This window comes from Pseudomonas sp. S04 (assembly GCF_009834545.1).
In the GTDB taxonomy this organism is placed as follows: Bacteria; Pseudomonadota; Gammaproteobacteria; order Pseudomonadales; family Pseudomonadaceae; genus Aquipseudomonas.
Genome location: NZ_CP019427.1, coordinates 1,253,018 through 1,269,887 on the forward strand (window position 1 = coordinate 1,253,018; position 16,870 = coordinate 1,269,887).

The following is a 16,870-nucleotide window of genomic DNA, read 5'->3' on the forward strand; positions in this document are numbered from 1 at the left end:
AAATGATGGACATCAACGAGATTCGCGAATACCTGCCTCACCGTTACCCGTTCCTGCTCGTGGACCGCGTAGTGGACCTCAATGTTGAGGAAAAGCGCATTCGTGCCTACAAGAATGTCAGCATCAACGAGCCGTTCTTCAACGGTCACTTCCCCGCGCATCCAATCATGCCGGGCGTATTGATCATCGAAGCGATGGCCCAGGCTGCCGGAATCCTTGGTTTCAAAATGCTCGACGTCAAGCCTGCCGATGGCACGCTTTACTACTTTGTCGGCTCCGACAAGCTACGCTTCCGTCAGCCGGTCAAGCCGGGCGACCAGTTGATCCTCGAAGCCACCTTCATCAGCTGCAAGCGCAAGATCTGGAAGTTTGAATGCCAGGCTTCGGTGGATGGCAAGCCCGTGTGCTCGGCCGAGATCATCTGTGCGGAACAAAAAGTATGAGTTTGATTGACCCTCGCGCAATCATCGATCCGACAGCCGTACTGGCTGAGGGCGTTGAGGTCGGCCCTTGGTCGATCGTCGGCGCAGGTGTGGAAATCGGCGAGGGAACAGTGATCGGCCCGCACGTTGTGCTCAAGGGGCCGACCCGGATTGGCAAGCACAACCGCATCTACCAGTTCTCCTCGATCGGTGAGGACACCCCTGACCTGAAGTACAAGGGGGAAGAGACGCGGCTGGTGATCGGTGACCACAACGTTATCCGTGAAGGGGTGACGATTCACCGTGGGACCATCCAGGATCGTTCGGAAACCACCCTGGGCGATCACAACCTGATCATGGCCTATGCCCACATCGGCCACGACAGCGTCATCGGCAACCACTGCATCCTGGTCAACAACACGGCGTTGGCCGGGCATGTACACGTGGCCGACTGGGCGATCCTCTCCGGATTCACCCTGGTTCATCAGTATTGCCACATTGGTGCCCACAGCTTCTCCGGCATGGGCACGGCCATCGGCAAGGATGTGCCGGCCTATGTCACGGTGTTCGGCAACCCGGCCGAAGCGCGTAGCATGAACTTCGAGGGCATGCGCCGTCGTGGGTTCAGCGAAGAAGCTATCCATGCCCTGCGTCGCGCCTACAAAGTGGTCTACCGCCAGGGCTTGACCGTGGAGCAGGCATTGGCTGAGCTGGTCGAGCCTTCGGCGCAGTTTCCGGAAGTTGCAGTGTTCCGTGACTCGATCCAGTCTTCGACCCGCGGCATCACCCGCTAACCATGGCTAATCTGCGTATAGCGCTGGTGGCGGGCGAAGCTTCCGGCGACATCCTGGGCGCGGGCTTGATGCGTGCGCTCAAGGCTCGCCACCCAGCGGTCGAGTTCATCGGTGTCGGTGGCCCGCTCATGCAGGCTGAAGGCCTGACGTCCTATTTTCCCATGGAGCGCTTGTCGGTCATGGGGTTGGTGGAAGTCCTGGGGCGCTTGCGTGAACTGTTGGCTCGGCGCAAGAAGTTGATCAAGACCTTGATCGCCGAAAAGCCGGACGTGTTTATCGGTATCGATGCGCCAGATTTCACCCTCAATATCGAACTCAAGCTGCGCCAGGCCGGGATCAAGACCGTGCACTACGTCAGCCCTTCGGTCTGGGCCTGGCGGCAGAAGCGTGTGCTGAAGATCCGCGAAGGCTGCGACTTGATGCTCACGCTGCTGCCGTTCGAAGCCCGGTTCTACGAAGAGAAAGGCGTGCCGGTGCGGTTTGTCGGCCACACCCTGGCCGATGCCATTCCGCTGGAAGCCGACCGCGCCGCAGCGCGCGCCGAGCTGGGCCTGCCGGACGGCCCTCTGGTCGCCCTGATGCCGGGCAGCCGGGGCGGTGAAGTCGGGCGCCTGGGCGGCTTGTTCCTCGATGCCGCCCAGCGGTTGCGGGCCATGCGCCCCGGGGTGCGGTTTGTCATCCCGTGTGCCAACCCTGAGCGGCGGGTGCAGCTCGAAGAGCTGCTGGCTGGCCGTGATTTGCCGGTCACCCTGCTGGACGGGCGCTCGCACCTGGCGCTGGCCGCCTGCGACGCGGTCCTGATCGCCTCGGGTACTGCGACGCTGGAGGCTTTGTTGTACAAGCGGCCGATGGTCGTGGCCTATCGCCTGGCGCCACTGACCTACTGGATTCTCAAGCGCATGGTGAAAAGCCCCTACATCTCCTTGCCGAACTTGCTGGCCCAGCGTCTGCTGGTGCCCGAGTTGCTGCAGGACGATGCGACGCCCGAGGCGTTGGCGCTGACCCTGTCGCCGCTGATCGATGGCGGCGAAGAGCAAACCATCGGTTTTGACCAGATCCACCGGACCCTGCGCCGCGATGCCTCGAACCAGGCTGCTGACGCGGTCCTCAATTTGATCGGCGCACCACAATGAGTACGGTAAAGATGCAAATGGGCCTGGATTTCAACCTTGTCGCGGATGCTGAAGAGCTGGTCGCCGGAGTCGATGAAGTAGGGCGCGGTCCACTCTGTGGCGCGGTGGTGACGGCGGCGGTGATCCTCGATCCGCTGCGCCCGATCCTCGGCCTCAATGACTCGAAGAAGCTCACTGAGGCCCGTCGCGAAAAGCTCTACGACGAAATCTGTGAGAAAGCCCTGAGCTGGTGTATCGCTCGCGCTGAAATCGAAGAAATCGACGAGTTGAACATTCTCCATGCCACCATGCTGGCGATGCAGCGCGCCGTCGAAGGCCTGCACATCCAGCCAAAACTGGCGATGATCGACGGTAACCGCTGCCCCAAGCTGGCCATGCCGGCGGAAGCGGTGGTCAAGGGCGATAGCAAGGTCCCGGCGATTGCCGCCGCGTCGATCCTGGCCAAAGTCAGCCGCGACCGCGAAATGGCCGCCTTTGAATTGATTTACCCGGGGTATGGCATCGGCGGCCACAAAGGTTATCCGACTCCCGTGCACCTGGAAGCCCTGGCGCGCCTGGGCCCGACCCCGATTCACCGGCGTTCGTTCGCGCCGGTGCGGCAGGCTTACGAGGCTCGCGAAGGGCTGCTTGAGCGCTAGTCCAAGCTGATGTTTTTGCCAAGGCCCGGTACAATCCGGGCCTTGTTGTCTCCACGTTATTAGCAGGATCACTATGCCGGCTTCATTCGTTCACCTACGCCTGCACACTGAATACTCCCTGGTCGACGGTCTGGTGCGGATCAAGCCGCTGGTCAAGACCCTGGTCGGCATGAACATGCCGGCCGTAGCGGTCACCGACCAGAACAACATGTGTTCCCTGGTCAAGTTCTACAAAACCTCCATGGGTGCGGGGATCAAGCCGATCTGCGGCGCCGACCTGTGGCTGTCGAACAAGGACCCGGACAACGCGTTGAGCCGGATCAGCTTCCTGGCGATGAATGCGGTCGGTTATCGCAATCTCACCGAGCTGATTTCCCGCGGCTTCATTGATGGCCAGCGCAATGGCCAGGTCATCATCGAGCGCGAATGGGTGGCAGAGGCCAACGAAGGCTTGATCATGCTCTCGGCAGCCAAGGAGGGCGAGATCGGCATGGCCCTGCTCGGCGGCAACCCGGACGAAGCCGAAACCCTGGCTCGCGAGTGGATGGCGGTGTTCCCGGACCGTTTTTACCTGGAAATTCAGCGTACCAACCGTCCCAACGATGAAGAGCAACTGCACGCAGCCGTGGCCCTGGCCGACAAGATCGGCGCGCCGCTGGTGGCTACCAACGACGTGCGATTCATCAAGCAGGAAGACTTCGCCGCCCACGAAACCCGGGTGTGCATCGGTGAAGGCCGGGCGCTCGACGATCCCCGGCGCTCGAAGAACTACAGCGACCAGCAATACCTCAAAAGTGCCGAGGAAATGCTCGAGCTGTTCAGCGACTTGCCCGATGCCGTGCAGAACACGGTCGAGATCGCCAAGCGCTGCAATATCGATGTAAAACTGGGCAAGCACTTCCTGCCCAACTTCCCGATTCCCGATGGCATGACCATCGACGAGTATTTCCGCAAGGTGTCCTTCGACGGGCTTGAAGAGCGCTTGAGCGTGCTGCTGCCCAAGGACACCACCGAGGACTACGAGGCCAAGCGCCAGGTCTACGTTGACCGGCTGAATTTCGAGCTGGATATCATTATCCAGATGGGGTTCCCCGGTTACTTCCTGATCGTGATGGACTTTATCCAGTGGGCCAAGAGCAACGGGGTTCCGGTGGGGCCGGGCCGGGGGTCGGGTGCCGGCTCGCTGGTGGCCTATGTACAGAAAATCACCGACCTCGACCCGCTGGAATACGACCTGCTGTTCGAACGTTTCCTCAACCCGGAACGGGTCTCCATGCCCGACTTCGACGTCGACTTCTGCATGGACGGTCGTGACCGGGTCATCGAGTACGTGGCCGAGAAATACGGGCGCAACGCGGTTAGCCAGATCATCACCTTCGGCTCCATGGCCGCCAAGGCGGTGGTGCGCGACGTGGCGCGGGTCCAGGGCAAGTCCTACGGCCTGGCGGATCGCCTGTCGAAGATGATTCCCTTCGAAGTCGGCATGACCCTGGAAAAAGCCTACGAGCAGGAAGAGATCCTGCGCGACTTCATCAAGGTCGATGAAGAGGCGGCGGAAATCTGGGAGATGGCGCGCAAACTCGAAGGTGTTGTGCGTAACGTCGGCAAGCACGCCGGTGGTGTGGTGATCGCACCCACCAAGCTGACCGACTTCTCGCCGATCTATTGCGATGAAGAGGGTGGCGGCCTGGTCACCCAGTTCGACAAGGATGACGTCGAGGCGGCCGGCCTGGTGAAGTTCGACTTCCTCGGTCTGCGGACCCTGACGATCATCGACTGGGCGCTGAAAACCATCAACCGCGACCGTGCCAAGGTCGATGAGCCGCCGCTGGATATCGCCTTTATCCCGCTGGACGACAAGCCGACCTACAGCTTGCTGCAAAAGGCCGAGACCACCGCGGTGTTCCAGCTCGAGTCGCGCGGCATGAAGGAGCTGATCAAAAAGCTCAAGCCCGACTGCCTGGAAGACTTGATCGCACTGGTGGCCCTGTTCCGTCCCGGCCCGTTGCAATCGGGCATGGTGGACGACTTTATCAACCGTAAGCACGGTCGCGCCGAGCTGGCGTACCCGCACTCCGACTACCAGTACGAGGGCCTCAAGCCCGTACTGGCACCGACCTACGGCATCATCCTGTATCAAGAACAGGTGATGCAGATCGCCCAGGTCATGGCCGGCTACACCCTCGGCGGTGCGGACATGCTGCGTCGGGCCATGGGTAAGAAAAAACCCGAAGAGATGGCCAAGCAACGTGGCGGTTTCATCGAAGGTTGCGCGACCAACAATATCGACGCTGACCTTGCGGGTAACATCTTCGATCTGGTGGAGAAATTCGCCGGTTACGGCTTCAACAAATCCCACTCCGCCGCCTACGGCCTGGTGTCTTACCAGACGGCCTGGCTGAAAGCCCACTACCCGGCGCCGTTCATGGCCGCGGTACTCTCGGCAGATATGCACAACACCGACAAGGTCGTGACCTTGATCGAGGAAGTGCGGACCATGAAGCTGCGTCTCGACGCGCCGGACGTGAACACTTCGGAGTTCAAGTTCACGGTGAACGAGGAGGGCCGGATCATCTACGGCCTGGGCGCGATCAAGGGCGTGGGCGAGGGGCCGGTCGAGGCGATTACCGAGGCGCGTCAGGATGGGCCGTTCCAGGACCTGTTCGATTTCTGCGCGCGGGTCGACCTCAAGCGAATCAACAAGCGCACCCTCGACGGCCTGATCCGCAGCGGCGCGCTGGACCGCCTGGGTCCGTACTTCTTTGATGAGACCAAAGCCTACCAAGCCAACATCGACCGTAACCGCGCGGTGCTGCTGACGGCCATGGAAGAGGCGATCAAGGCGGCCGAGCAGACGGCGCGGACCCACGACAGCGGGCACGCCGACCTCTTCGGCGGGCTGTTTGTCGAAGAAGACGCCGACGTCTACGCCAATCACCGCAAAGCCAAAGAGCTGACGCTCAAGGAACGCCTGAAGGGTGAAAAAGACACCCTGGGGCTGTACCTGACCGGTCACCCGATTGACGAATATGAAGGTGAAATCCGCCGTTTTGCCCGCCAGCGCATCATCGACCTGAAGCCGGCTCGCGACACCCAGACTGTCGCCGGCATGATCATCGCCCTGCGAGTGATGAAGAACAAAAAGGGCGACAAGATGGGCTTTATCACCCTCGACGACCGTTCGGGTCGGATCGAGGCGTCGCTGTTCGCCGAGGCGTTCCATTCCGCGCAGTCGCTGCTGCAAACCGACGCGATGGTGGTGGTCGAGGGCGAAGTCAGCAATGACGACTTCTCCGGTGGCCTGCGGCTACGGGTCAAGCGGGTGATGAGCATGGAAGATGCGCGCACCAACCTGGCCGAAAGCCTGCGCCTGAAGGTGCAGACCCAGGACCTCAAGGGCGATCAGTTGCGCTGGCTGGGGGAGTTGTTCAAGCGTCATCGTGGCGCCTGCCCCATCACCATGGAGTACACCAGCCACGATGCGAAGGCCTTGCTGCAATTTGGCGAGACCTGGCGAATCGATCCGGCAGACAGCTTGATTCAAGCCCTGCGTGACCAGTTCGGGCGAGACAACGTCTTCCTCCAATACCGTTGACGGTCAGGGGCCCTTGAAGCGCCCTGGCCATGACCCGAATTTTTAATCTCGACCTGAACGCGCCTGTCCCTTAAGGTAGGGCGCGAATAGACAACCGGCCGACCCAAGCTCACTTGGACGTCGACCCAAGACGGACGCCTATGAACCCGAATTTTCTAGATTTCGAACAGCCGATCGCCGACCTGCAAGCCAAGATCGAAGAGTTGCGCTTGGTCGGTAATGACAATTCGCTGAATATCGGCGATGAGATCTCGCGCCTGCAGGACAAGAGCAGCACGCTGACCGAAGACATCTTCGGCAAGCTGACCAGCTGGCAGATCGCTCGTCTGGCGCGTCATCCGCGTCGTCCCTACACCCTGGACTACATCCAGCACATCTTCACCGAGTTCGATGAGCTGCACGGCGACCGTCACTTTTCCGATGACGCGGCGATTGTCGGCGGTGTAGCCCGTCTGGACGACCAGCCAGTAATGGTGATCGGTCACCAGAAAGGCCGTGAAGTGCGCGAGAAGGTTCGCCGCAACTTCGGCATGCCGCGCCCGGAAGGCTACCGCAAGGCGTGCCGCCTGATGGAAATGGCTGAACGCTTCAAGATGCCGATCCTGACCTTCATCGACACGCCGGGCGCGTACCCGGGGATCGACGCCGAAGAGCGCAACCAGAGCGAAGCCATTGCCTGGAACCTGCGCGTCATGTCCCGCCTGAAAACCCCAATCATCGCCACCGTGATCGGTGAGGGTGGTTCCGGTGGTGCACTGGCCATTGGTGTCTGCGATCAGTTGAACATGCTGCAGTATTCGACCTACGCGGTGATCTCGCCGGAAGGGTGTGCCTCGATCCTGTGGAAAACCGCGGAAAAGGCCCCGGATGCTGCCGAAGCGATGGGCATCACCGCCGAGCGCCTCAAGGGCCTGGGTATCGTCGATAAAGTGATCGGCGAACCATTGGGCGGCGCCCACCGTGATCCAGCCGCTGCGGCTGCCTCGATCCGTGGCGAACTGGTCGCGCAACTGCAGATGCTCAAGAAATTCGACAACGATGCGCTGCTGGCCCGCCGTTACGAGCGCCTGATGAGCTACGGTCTGTGATCTGACGCGAGATCATTGTAGGAGCGAGCCTGCTCGCGATGACGGAGCTACAGTCAACCTCAGTGTTGGCTGGCTTTTTTCGCGAGCAGGCTCGCTCCCACCTTTGATGTGTGCGAAGTGATCGTTATGCGCCAGCTCACGGATCTATCTGCAAGACTGCTGTTGAACCTGACCCCCTGGCGCAACGCGCCGACCTGGCGTATCGCCTTCTCCGGTGGCCTTGACTCCACCGTGCTGCTGCACCTCCTGGCGCAACTGGCTCAAAGCCAGGACCTGCCAAAACTCCAAGCTGTCCACGTGCATCACGGCCTGCAGGCTGCGGCTGATGCATGGCCGCAGCATTGTCAGGCCGTGTGTGACGAGTTGGGCGTGCCGCTGGCGGTGATTCGGGTGCAGGTCCAGGCGGGTGCCAGCCTGGAGCGAGCCGCCCGCGAGGCGCGTTATGCCGCCTTTATCCAGGTGACTGAGGCCGGTGAGCTGTTGCTGACTGCCCAGCACCGCGACGATCAGGCTGAGACCCTGATGTTTCGTCTGTTAAGGGGGGCGGGGGTCAGGGGCTTGTCGGCAATGCCGGGCCATCGTGCCTTGGGACGCGGGAGTCTGGTGCGGCCATTGTTGGATGTGCCACGGGCCGAGCTTGAGGCGTACGCCCGGGCGCATCAGTTGCGCTGGGTCGAGGACCCCTCGAACGGCGACCAGCAGTTTTCCCGCAATTACCTGCGCCAGCAGGTTTTCCCCGTGCTCAGTTGCCGCTGGCCCCAGGCTGCCGCCACCCTGGCCCGCAGTGCCGGCCATCTGCGCGAGGCTCAGGGCTTGCTTGATGAGTTGGCCCAGATGGACCTGGCCCGGGCTGCCACTGCCCATGAATTTGCCTGGCTGGGGCAACCGTCGCTGGACCTGGCGGTGCTGGCCGGGCTGTCCGCGGCTCGCCAGCGCAACGCCTTGGGGCATTGGTTGGCAACGCTGACTCGGCTGCCAGACACTGACCATTGGTCGGGTTGGGACAGCCTGCGGGATGCCGCGGCGGATGCCCGGCCGATCTGGCGCCTGGCAGATGGCGAGCTGCATCGGGCCAATGGGCGGGTCTGGTGGTTGTCCGGCGCGGGGCTGCCCGCGCTCACGGGTACTGTGCCCTGGGCTGATCCATCAGTTGAACTGGCACTGCCCGGCAATGGCCGGCTCAGCCTGGCGGGTGAGGCCCCGCAAGGCCTGCTCAGTGTGCGCTACCGCCAGGGCGGGGAAATCATGCAGTTGCCCGGTCGTGGCCACCGTGACCTCAAGCGCTTGCTCAATGAGCGTCAGGTGCCGTTGTTTGCCCGTGGCAGATTGCCGCTGCTGTACTGCGATGAGCAACTGATCGCCGTGGCCAACCTGCCCGGGCTGGACGTCAGTGCGGGGGCAAACCTGGTTTTACGATGGCAGCCAGTAATCAACGATCAAGGTTTGAGCTGAAAGGGGCTTTCCGGTAGACTACGCTCCCTTCTTGATACAACTTCTGTGGATTCGCCTGAATTGCAGGAGTTGCCGATTACCAAGCAGTCTTTGCTGGGCGATTCCAAAAAATGTGTAGCGAGCAACCTACTGGTGATTCATCTACCGGTCTGTCCCAACGCGGCGGTTTTTTTGAAAGATGCACTGTAATTAATGCAGGTGATCGGGGGCTTCGGCCTTCCTTCGCTTTCCCCGGCGGCACTGACCGCTTTAACGCAGACTTCTAGGGTTTTTCATGACGCGCTACATATTCGTCACGGGCGGTGTTGTTTCTTCATTGGGGAAAGGCATTGCATCGGCATCATTGGCGGCCATCCTGGAGGCGCGGGGACTTAAGGTCACCATGCTCAAGCTGGACCCGTACATCAACGTCGACCCGGGCACCATGAGCCCGTTCCAGCACGGTGAAGTGTTCGTCACTCACGACGGCGCCGAGACCGACCTGGACCTGGGCCACTACGAGCGGTTCATCCGCACGACCATGACCCAGAACAACAACTTCACCACTGGCCGTGTCTACGAGCACGTGCTGCGCAAAGAGCGCCGTGGTGATTACCTGGGTGCAACCATCCAGGTGATCCCGCACATCACCGACGAAATCAAGCGCCGCATCATCAAGGGTGCTGGCGACGCTGACGTGGCGATGGTCGAGATCGGTGGCACCGTGGGTGACATCGAGTCGCAACCGTTCCTGGAAGCCATCCGTCAACTGCGTTTCGAAGTCGGCGCCAAGCGCGCGATGCTGATGCACCTGACGCTGGTACCGTACATCGCCACCGCAGGCGAAACCAAGACCAAGCCAACCCAGCATTCGGTCAAGGAACTGCGTTCCATCGGCCTGCAGCCGGACGTGCTGGTCTGCCGTTCCGATCACCCGATCGACCTGTCTTCGCGTCGCAAGATCGCGCAGTTCACCAACGTTGAAGAACGTGCGGTGATTGCCCTGGAAGACGCCGACACCATCTACAAGATCCCGGGCATCCTGCACTCCCAGGGCCTGGATGATTTTGTCGTCGAGCGTTTTGGCCTGCAATGCGATAGCGCCGACCTGTCCGAGTGGGAAGCGGTGGTCGATGCCAAGCTGAACCCGGAACACGAAGTCACCATCGCCATGGTCGGCAAGTACATGGAGTTGCTGGACGCGTACAAGTCGCTGATCGAAGCGATGAGCCACGCCGGCATCAGCAACCGGACCAAGGTCAACTTGCGCTACATCGACTCCGAAGACATCGAGAACCAGGGCACTGCGCTGCTCGAAGGTGTCGATGCGATCCTGGTACCAGGCGGTTTTGGCCTGCGTGGCGTGGAAGGCAAGATCACCGCCGTGCAGTACGCTCGCGAAAACAAAGTGCCGTACCTGGGTATCTGCCTGGGCATGCAAGTGGCGGTCATCGAGTTCGCCCGTAACGTGCTGGGCTGGAAAGACGCCAACTCCACCGAGTTCGATCGCGCCAGCGGTCACCCGGTCGTGGGCCTGATCACCGAGTGGGAAGATGCCACCGGCGCTGTTGAAACCCGCACCGAGTCCTCCGATCTGGGCGGCACCATGCGTCTGGGTGCCCAGGACTGCCTGCTGGAAGCCGGCTCGCTGGTTCACGATTGCTATGCCAAGGACGTGATCGTCGAGCGTCATCGTCATCGCTATGAAGTGAACAACAATCTGCTGCCACAGCTGATCGAAGCCGGCCTGAAAATCTCCGGTCGTTCCGGCGATGGCGCCCTGGTTGAAGTGGTTGAAGCACCGGATCATCCATGGTTCGTCGCTTGCCAGTTCCACCCGGAGTTCACCTCGACTCCGCGTGACGGCCACCCGCTGTTCAGCGGTTTCGTCAAGGCAGCATTGACTCAGCACCAGAAAAAAGCCTGACGCGCCAAGGCGTGAATTCGCGATGTGACCCATGGGCTGCCAAGGCCCGTGGGTTGCCGCGATTACGCCGCTGGCCGTTGCTGGATGATTGGCTGAAAGTTTTCCAACGCAGAAGCCGCGTTACCTGGGTTTCTGCGTCTTGTTGGCGCTGGATTGTCAGCGTCGACAAACAGTAATGTGACCCACAAGTTATAAATCGATCGGTATACAGCGTTTTCGTCAACTTTGGAGTGTTTACAACAATGGCAAAAATCGTCGACATCAAAGGTCGTGAAGTTCTCGACTCCCGTGGCAACCCCACCGTCGAAGCGGACGTGCTTCTCGATAACGGCATCATCGGCAGCGCTTGCGCGCCGTCCGGTGCTTCCACTGGCTCGCGTGAAGCGCTCGAGCTGCGTGATGGCGACAAGAGCCGTTACCTGGGCAAAGGTGTGCTCAAGGCCGTAGCCAACATCAATGGCCCGATTCGCACCGCGCTGCTGGGTAAAGACCCGGTTGACCAGAAAGCCCTCGACCGCATCATGATCGAGCTCGACGGTACCGAGAACAAAGGCAGCCTGGGCGCCAACGCGATCCTCGCCGTCTCCCTGGCTGCGGCCAAGGCAGCAGCCCACGATCAGGACCTGCCGCTGTACGCCCACATCGCTAACCTGAACGGTACCCCGGGTGTCTACTCGATGCCGGTGCCGATGATGAACATCATCAACGGTGGCGAGCACGCTGATAACAACGTCGACATCCAGGAATTCATGGTGCAGCCGGTTGGCGCCAAGTCTTTCTCGGAAGGCCTGCGCATGGGCACCGAGATTTTCCATCACCTCAAGGCTGTACTGAAGGCCCGTGGCCTGAGCACTGCAGTGGGTGACGAAGGTGGTTTCGCACCAAACCTGGCTTCCAACGAAGACGCTTTGAAAGTCATCTCCGAAGCCGTAGCCAACGCCGGTTACACCCTGGGCACCGACGTGACCCTGGCACTGGACTGCGCGGCGAGCGAATTCTACGAAGACGGCAAGTACAACCTGTCCGGCGAAGGCCAGGTGTTCACCGCTGAAGGTTTCGCTGACTACCTCAAAGGCCTGACCGAGCGTTATCCGATCATCTCGATCGAAGACGGCCTGGACGAGTCCGACTGGGCTGGCTGGAAGATCCTCACCGACAAGATCGGCGAGAAGACCCAACTGGTGGGCGACGACCTGTTCGTGACCAACACCAAGATCCTGAAAGAAGGCATCGATAAAAAGATCGCCAACTCGATCCTGATCAAGTTCAACCAGATCGGCACCCTGACCGAGACCCTGGAAGCGATCCAGATGGCCAAGGCCGCTGGCTACACTGCCGTGATCTCGCACCGCTCCGGCGAAACCGAAGATTCGACCATTGCCGACCTGGCTGTGGGCACTTCGGCAGGCCAGATCAAGACCGGTTCGCTGTGCCGTTCCGACCGCGTTTCCAAGTACAACCAACTGCTGCGTATCGAAGAGCAATTGGGTGGCAAAGCCAAGTACAACGGCCGCAGCGAATTCCGCGGCTAAGCTTGGTGGAGTAAAAAGACACCGGATTGTGTCGAAAAAATCGCATTAGCGGGTTTTTTGCCACTAGTCTGATGCCTTAGAGTACGAGCCTGGTTCTTCCAGGCTTCGTGCTATCAGACGCTTCAAAGTGTTGGCATGGCTGTTTTTTTTCAGTGGATACCTGATATTCGATGCGCAGTCCCTATTGGTTGTTTCTTGTCTTGCTCTTGCTCCTGGGGGGGTTGCAGTACCGCCTGTGGGTGGGAAACGGCAGCCTGGCACAGGTGGCCGACCTGACTCAGCAAATTGCCGATCAGCAGGCTGAAAACCAGACGCTGCTGGAGCGCAACCGGGTGATGGACGCCGAAGTGATGGAGCTGAAAAAAGGCATGGAGACCGTTGAAGAGCGGGCTCGCCATGAGTTGGGCATGGTCAAGGACGGTGAAACCCTTTACCAGCTGGCTCAATGATGAATAGCTTGCCGGCCTTCTGGGCCGTGATTCCTGCCGCGGGTGTCGGTGCCCGTATGGCAGCCGACCGTCCCAAGCAGTATCTGCAATTGGGCGGACGCACAATTCTTGAACACAGCCTTGGCTGTTTCCTTGATCACCCGGCCTTGAAGGGGTTGGTGGTCAGTCTGGCGATCGATGATCCTTATTGGCCGAACCTGGCCTGCGCTGCCGACCCGCGCATTCAGCGGGTGGACGGTGGCGAAGAGCGTTCGGGGTCGGTACTCAATGCCTTGTTGCACCTGCATGCGCAGGGGGCTGGCGATGAGGATTGGGTGTTGGTCCATGATGCGGCACGGCCGAACCTGACTCGTGATGATCTCGACAAGCTGCTGTCCCAGCTGGCGGATGATCCGGTGGGTGGGCTGCTGGCCGTGCCGGCGCGTGACACCCTCAAGCGGGCGGACAAACACGGCCGGGTGCTTGAGACCGTTGACCGGAGTTTGATCTGGCAGGCGTATACGCCGCAGATGTTTCGCCTGGGGGCCCTGCATCGGGCGTTGGCCGATAGTCTGGTGGCGGATGTCACGATCACTGACGAGGCTTCGGCGATGGAGTGGTCGGGGCAGGCGCCGCGCTTGATCGAGGGGCGGGCGGATAACCTCAAGGTGACGCGGCCTGAGGATCTTGAGTGGTTGCGGTTGCGTTGGGGGCAGCGCGGGGGGCTGTAGGTGTCGGGGCTGCCGGAGGCAGCGCTCGAAGATTCAGTCCTCATCCCGTTGAGTAATGGGTATCGGCAGCAGGCTAGCTGCTGTACTCCGGCCGTTTTGCCAACCCTTCCTTAAGAAAATCGACCAATTTGCGCACCTTCGGCGACAGATGTCGTTGCTGTGGGTACAACGCCCAGACCGCGGTGTTCGGTGGCTGGTGGGCGTCGAGAAGCGAGACCAGGGCGCCACTGGTCAGGTGTTCCAGCACGTAGTAGTCCGGGAGTTGGCACAGGCCAACGCCCTGGAGCGCGGCATCCAGGACGGCTTGCCCGCTGTTGCAGCGCCAGTTGCCTTGGACTCGCTGGGAAAACTCGCGGCCGTTTTGTTCCAGTTGCCAAAGGTCCGAACTGCCGATGAGGCAGTTGTGCCGGCTCAGTTCCGACAGGCTATGGGGGCGTCCATAACGCTCGAGGTAGGAGGGGGAGGCGCACAGGTACATGCGCCGTGGTGCCAGGCGGGTGGCCACCAGGCGCGAGTCCTGCAGGCGGCCAAGGCGAATGGCCAGGTCGAGGCCTTCGTGGACCAGGTCCAAGGGGCGGTTACTCAGTTCGATGTCGACCCGCAGCTGCGGGTAAAGCCCCATGAAGCCGGTCACCAGCGGCACGATGAAGCGCTCGCCGTACGCCACGGCACAGGTCATGCGCAGCATGCCCTTGGGTTCGCTGGTCAGGTCGCCGACGGCGCGCAAGGCCTCTTCGCGTCCGTCCTGCAGCCGTTGGCAATGTTGCAGGAAGGTTTGTCCAGCCTCGGTGAGGGTCACCCGGCGCGTGCTGCGGTAGAGCAGGCGGGTTTGCAGGCGTTCTTCCAGGCGTACGATTTGTCGACTGACGTGCGAGGAAGAGACTCCCAGGCGTTCAGCGGCGGCGGTGAACTGGCTGCATTCGGCGACGGCGACGAACTCGTCGATGCCTTCCCAGCGGTTCTCGGACATTCTGATTATCCCTGTATGGCAATAATATTTTGCATTTGTCTCGATTATTCATCGGATGGCCGTGTATTACACTCCCGGTCTCGTTTTAATTCGCTGGAGAGTCAGGATGATCAAGTCGCGCGCTGCCGTTGCCTTCGAGGCCAAGAAACCCCTGGAGATCGTTGAGGTCGATGTCGCCATGCCCAAGGCCGGTGAAGTGCTGTTGCGCGTGGTCGCCTCCGGCGTTTGCCACACCGACGCCTACACCTTGTCGGGTGCCGATCCGGAAGGCATCTTCCCGTCGATCCTCGGTCACGAAGGTGGCGCGGTTGTCGAAGCCATTGGCGAGGGCGTGACCTCGGTGGCCGTGGGCGATCATGTGATTCCGCTCTACACCCCGGAATGCGGCCAGTGCAAATTCTGCAAGTCGGGCAAGACCAACCTCTGCCAGGCGATCCGAGCGACCCAGGGCAAGGGCCTGATGCCGGACGGCACTACTCGCTTTTCCTACAAAGGCCAGCCGATTTTCCACTACATGGGGACCTCGACTTTCTCCGAGTACACCGTGCTGCCGGAAATTTCCGTGGCCAAGATTCCTAAAGAGGCGCCGCTGGAAAAGGTCTGCCTGCTGGGCTGCGGCGTGACCACCGGGATTGGTGCGGTGATCAACACTGCCAAGGTCAAGCCGGGCGATACCGTGGCCATCTTTGGCCTGGGCGGCATCGGCCTGTCGGCCGTGATCGGTGCGGTCAAGGCCAAGGCCGCGCGCATCATTGCGATCGACATCAACCCGGGCAAGTTCGAGATCGCCAAGCAGTTGGGCGCCACCGATTGTGTGAATCCGAAAGATTTCGACCGTCCGATCCAGGAGGTCATTGTCGACATGACCGATGGCGGCGTGGACTTTTCCTTTGAGTGCATCGGCAATGTCCAATTGATGCGTGCGGCACTGGAATGCTGCCACAAAGGCTGGGGCGAGTCGGTGATCATCGGCGTGGCCGGTGCTGGCCAGGAAATCGCCACCCGTCCGTTCCAGTTGGTCACCGGGCGCGTATGGCGCGGGTCGGCCTTTGGTGGGGTGCGCGGTCGCAGCGAATTGCCAAGCTATGTGGAAATGGCCCAGACCGGCGAGATTCCACTGGACACTTTCATCACCCACACCATGGGCCTGGAAGACATCAACAAGGCTTTTGACCTGATGCATGAAGGCAAGAGCATTCGCACCGTCATCCACTTTTAAGCGCAGCGCCAAGCTACAAGCTGTAAGCGGCAAGCGGGTGTCCCTCTCTTGCGGTTCGCAGCTTGCGGCTTGAAGCTGGGAGTACTCCCATGAGCCTGGAAAACATCTCATGCCAGAAGAGCTTCGGTGGCTGGCACAAACGCTACAGACATCACTCCCAAGTGCTGGGGTGCGACATGGTGTTTGCCGTGTACCTGCCACCCCAGGCGGAGCAGGGTGGCAAGTTGCCGGTGCTGTATTGGTTGTCGGGTCTGACCTGCACCGATGAGAACTTCATGCACAAGGCTGGTGCCATGCGCCTGGCGGCCGAGCTTGGCTTGATCATCGTGGCGCCGGACACCAGTCCGCGTGGTGCCGATGTGCCGGGGGACCCTGAGGGCGCCTGGGACTTTGGCCTGGGGGCCGGGTTTTACGTGAATGCCACCCAGCAACCCTGGGCCAAACACTATCGGATGCACGACTACGTGGTGCAGGAATTACCGGCATTGGTCGAGGCGCATTTCCCGGCCTCGGACAAACGCGGCGTCAGCGGTCACTCCATGGGGGGCCACGGTGCGCTGGTATGCGCACTGCGTAACCCGGGGCGTTACCAGTCGGTCTCGGCGTTCGCGCCGATCAACAACCCAATGGATTGCCCGTGGGGTCAGAAGGCGTTTTCGCGCTATCTGGGTGAAGAGCGTTCGAAGTGGCGAGAGTGGGATGCTACGGTGCTGATCAGCGAAGCCAGCGAACAGCTGCCACTGCTGGTCGACCAGGGTGATCGGGACGACTTCCTCGCCACCCAACTCAAACCTGAAGCCTTGCAGCAGGCAGCCAAACTCGCCGGCCATCCGCTGACCTTGCGCCTGCAACCGGGCTACGACCACAGCTATTTCTTCATCGCCAGCTTCATCGATGACCACTTACGGCATCACGCGCACGCCCTAGGCGCCTAAAGCAGGTAGAATCACGCCCTGACTCAA

14 protein-coding genes are annotated in these 16,870 nt (G+C 60.9%); 13 read left to right on the forward strand and 1 reads right to left on the reverse strand.

All coding sequences use genetic code 11. From position 1 onward, the window contains the following. The first annotated feature begins 2 nt into the window (after positions 1 to 2). The 11 genes from fabZ (at position 3) to ispD (ending at position 13,719) form a co-directional block, all read left to right on the forward strand. Complete coding sequence (gene fabZ, locus PspS04_RS05375; RefSeq protein WP_027619040.1) at positions 3 to 443, forward strand: 3-hydroxyacyl-ACP dehydratase FabZ; 441 nt, start codon at positions 3 to 5, stop codon at positions 441 to 443. Then, positions 440 to 1,216 carry an acyl-ACP--UDP-N-acetylglucosamine O-acyltransferase gene (gene lpxA / locus PspS04_RS05380; RefSeq protein WP_095166805.1) on the forward strand — a complete coding sequence of 259 codons (777 nt, stop codon included), beginning with the start codon at positions 440 to 442 and terminating at the stop codon, positions 1,214 to 1,216. The genes fabZ and lpxA overlap by 4 nt, the downstream gene beginning before the upstream one ends. Positions 1,217 to 1,218: 2 nt before the next feature. Next, positions 1,219 to 2,349 (forward strand): lipid-A-disaccharide synthase, encoded by a 1,131-nt coding sequence (gene lpxB / locus PspS04_RS05385; protein ID WP_095166808.1) that lies wholly within the window; start codon positions 1,219 to 1,221, stop codon positions 2,347 to 2,349. Positions 2,350 to 2,360: 11 nt separating this feature from the next. Continuing rightward, positions 2,361 to 2,987 carry a ribonuclease HII gene (gene rnhB, locus PspS04_RS05390; RefSeq protein WP_159998740.1) on the forward strand — a complete coding sequence of 209 codons (627 nt, stop codon included), beginning with the start codon at positions 2,361 to 2,363 and terminating at the stop codon, positions 2,985 to 2,987. A gap of 73 nt (positions 2,988 to 3,060) precedes the next feature. Next, positions 3,061 to 6,582: a DNA polymerase III subunit alpha gene (gene dnaE / locus PspS04_RS05395; protein ID WP_159994039.1), complete on the forward strand. Its 3,522-nt coding sequence runs from the start codon at positions 3,061 to 3,063 to the stop codon at positions 6,580 to 6,582. Positions 6,583 to 6,722: 140 nt separating this feature from the next. Beyond that, complete coding sequence (locus tag PspS04_RS05400) at positions 6,723 to 7,670, forward strand: acetyl-CoA carboxylase carboxyltransferase subunit alpha (protein WP_095166814.1); 948 nt, start codon at positions 6,723 to 6,725, stop codon at positions 7,668 to 7,670. Positions 7,671 to 7,796: 126 nt separating this feature from the next. After that, positions 7,797 to 9,122, forward strand: coding sequence for a tRNA lysidine(34) synthetase TilS (tilS, locus tag PspS04_RS05405; RefSeq protein ID WP_159994041.1), 1,326 nt, complete (start codon positions 7,797 to 7,799; stop codon positions 9,120 to 9,122). Positions 9,123 to 9,396: 274 nt separating this feature from the next. Next, a complete protein-coding gene (locus PspS04_RS05410; RefSeq protein ID WP_095166818.1) occupies positions 9,397 to 11,028 on the forward strand; it encodes a CTP synthase in 1,632 nt (543 codons plus the stop codon). Positions 11,029 to 11,270: 242 nt separating this feature from the next. Continuing rightward, positions 11,271 to 12,560, forward strand: a complete 1,290-nt coding sequence (gene eno / locus PspS04_RS05415; protein ID WP_095166820.1) for a phosphopyruvate hydratase — start codon at positions 11,271 to 11,273, stop codon at positions 12,558 to 12,560. Positions 12,561 to 12,730: 170 nt separating this feature from the next. Continuing rightward, entirely contained in the window at positions 12,731 to 13,009 is a 279-nt protein-coding gene (gene ftsB, locus PspS04_RS05420; protein WP_027619031.1) for a cell division protein FtsB, read from the forward strand. Next, positions 13,006 to 13,719: a 2-C-methyl-D-erythritol 4-phosphate cytidylyltransferase gene (gene ispD / locus PspS04_RS05425; protein ID WP_159994043.1), complete on the forward strand. Its 714-nt coding sequence runs from the start codon at positions 13,006 to 13,008 to the stop codon at positions 13,717 to 13,719. Before ftsB ends, ispD begins: the two co-directional genes overlap by 4 nt. A gap of 73 nt (positions 13,720 to 13,792) precedes the next feature. Here ispD and PspS04_RS05430 read toward each other — a convergent pair whose 3' ends face one another. Continuing rightward, complete coding sequence (locus PspS04_RS05430) at positions 13,793 to 14,689, reverse strand: LysR substrate-binding domain-containing protein (protein WP_095166824.1); 897 nt, start codon at positions 14,687 to 14,689, stop codon at positions 13,793 to 13,795. A 106-nt stretch (positions 14,690 to 14,795) separates the two neighbouring features. On the opposite strand from PspS04_RS05430, the gene PspS04_RS05435 reads away from it, so the two are divergent. Both PspS04_RS05435 and fghA read left to right on the forward strand, forming a co-directional pair. Then, the gene (locus PspS04_RS05435) at positions 14,796 to 15,908 is read left to right on the forward strand and encodes an S-(hydroxymethyl)glutathione dehydrogenase/class III alcohol dehydrogenase (protein WP_159994045.1); all 1,113 of its coding nucleotides are present in this window, start codon (positions 14,796 to 14,798) and stop codon (positions 15,906 to 15,908) included. Between the two features lie 89 nt (positions 15,909 to 15,997). After that, positions 15,998 to 16,843: an S-formylglutathione hydrolase gene (fghA, locus tag PspS04_RS05440; RefSeq protein WP_095166828.1), complete on the forward strand. Its 846-nt coding sequence runs from the start codon at positions 15,998 to 16,000 to the stop codon at positions 16,841 to 16,843. The last annotated feature ends 27 nt before the right edge of the window (positions 16,844 to 16,870 follow it).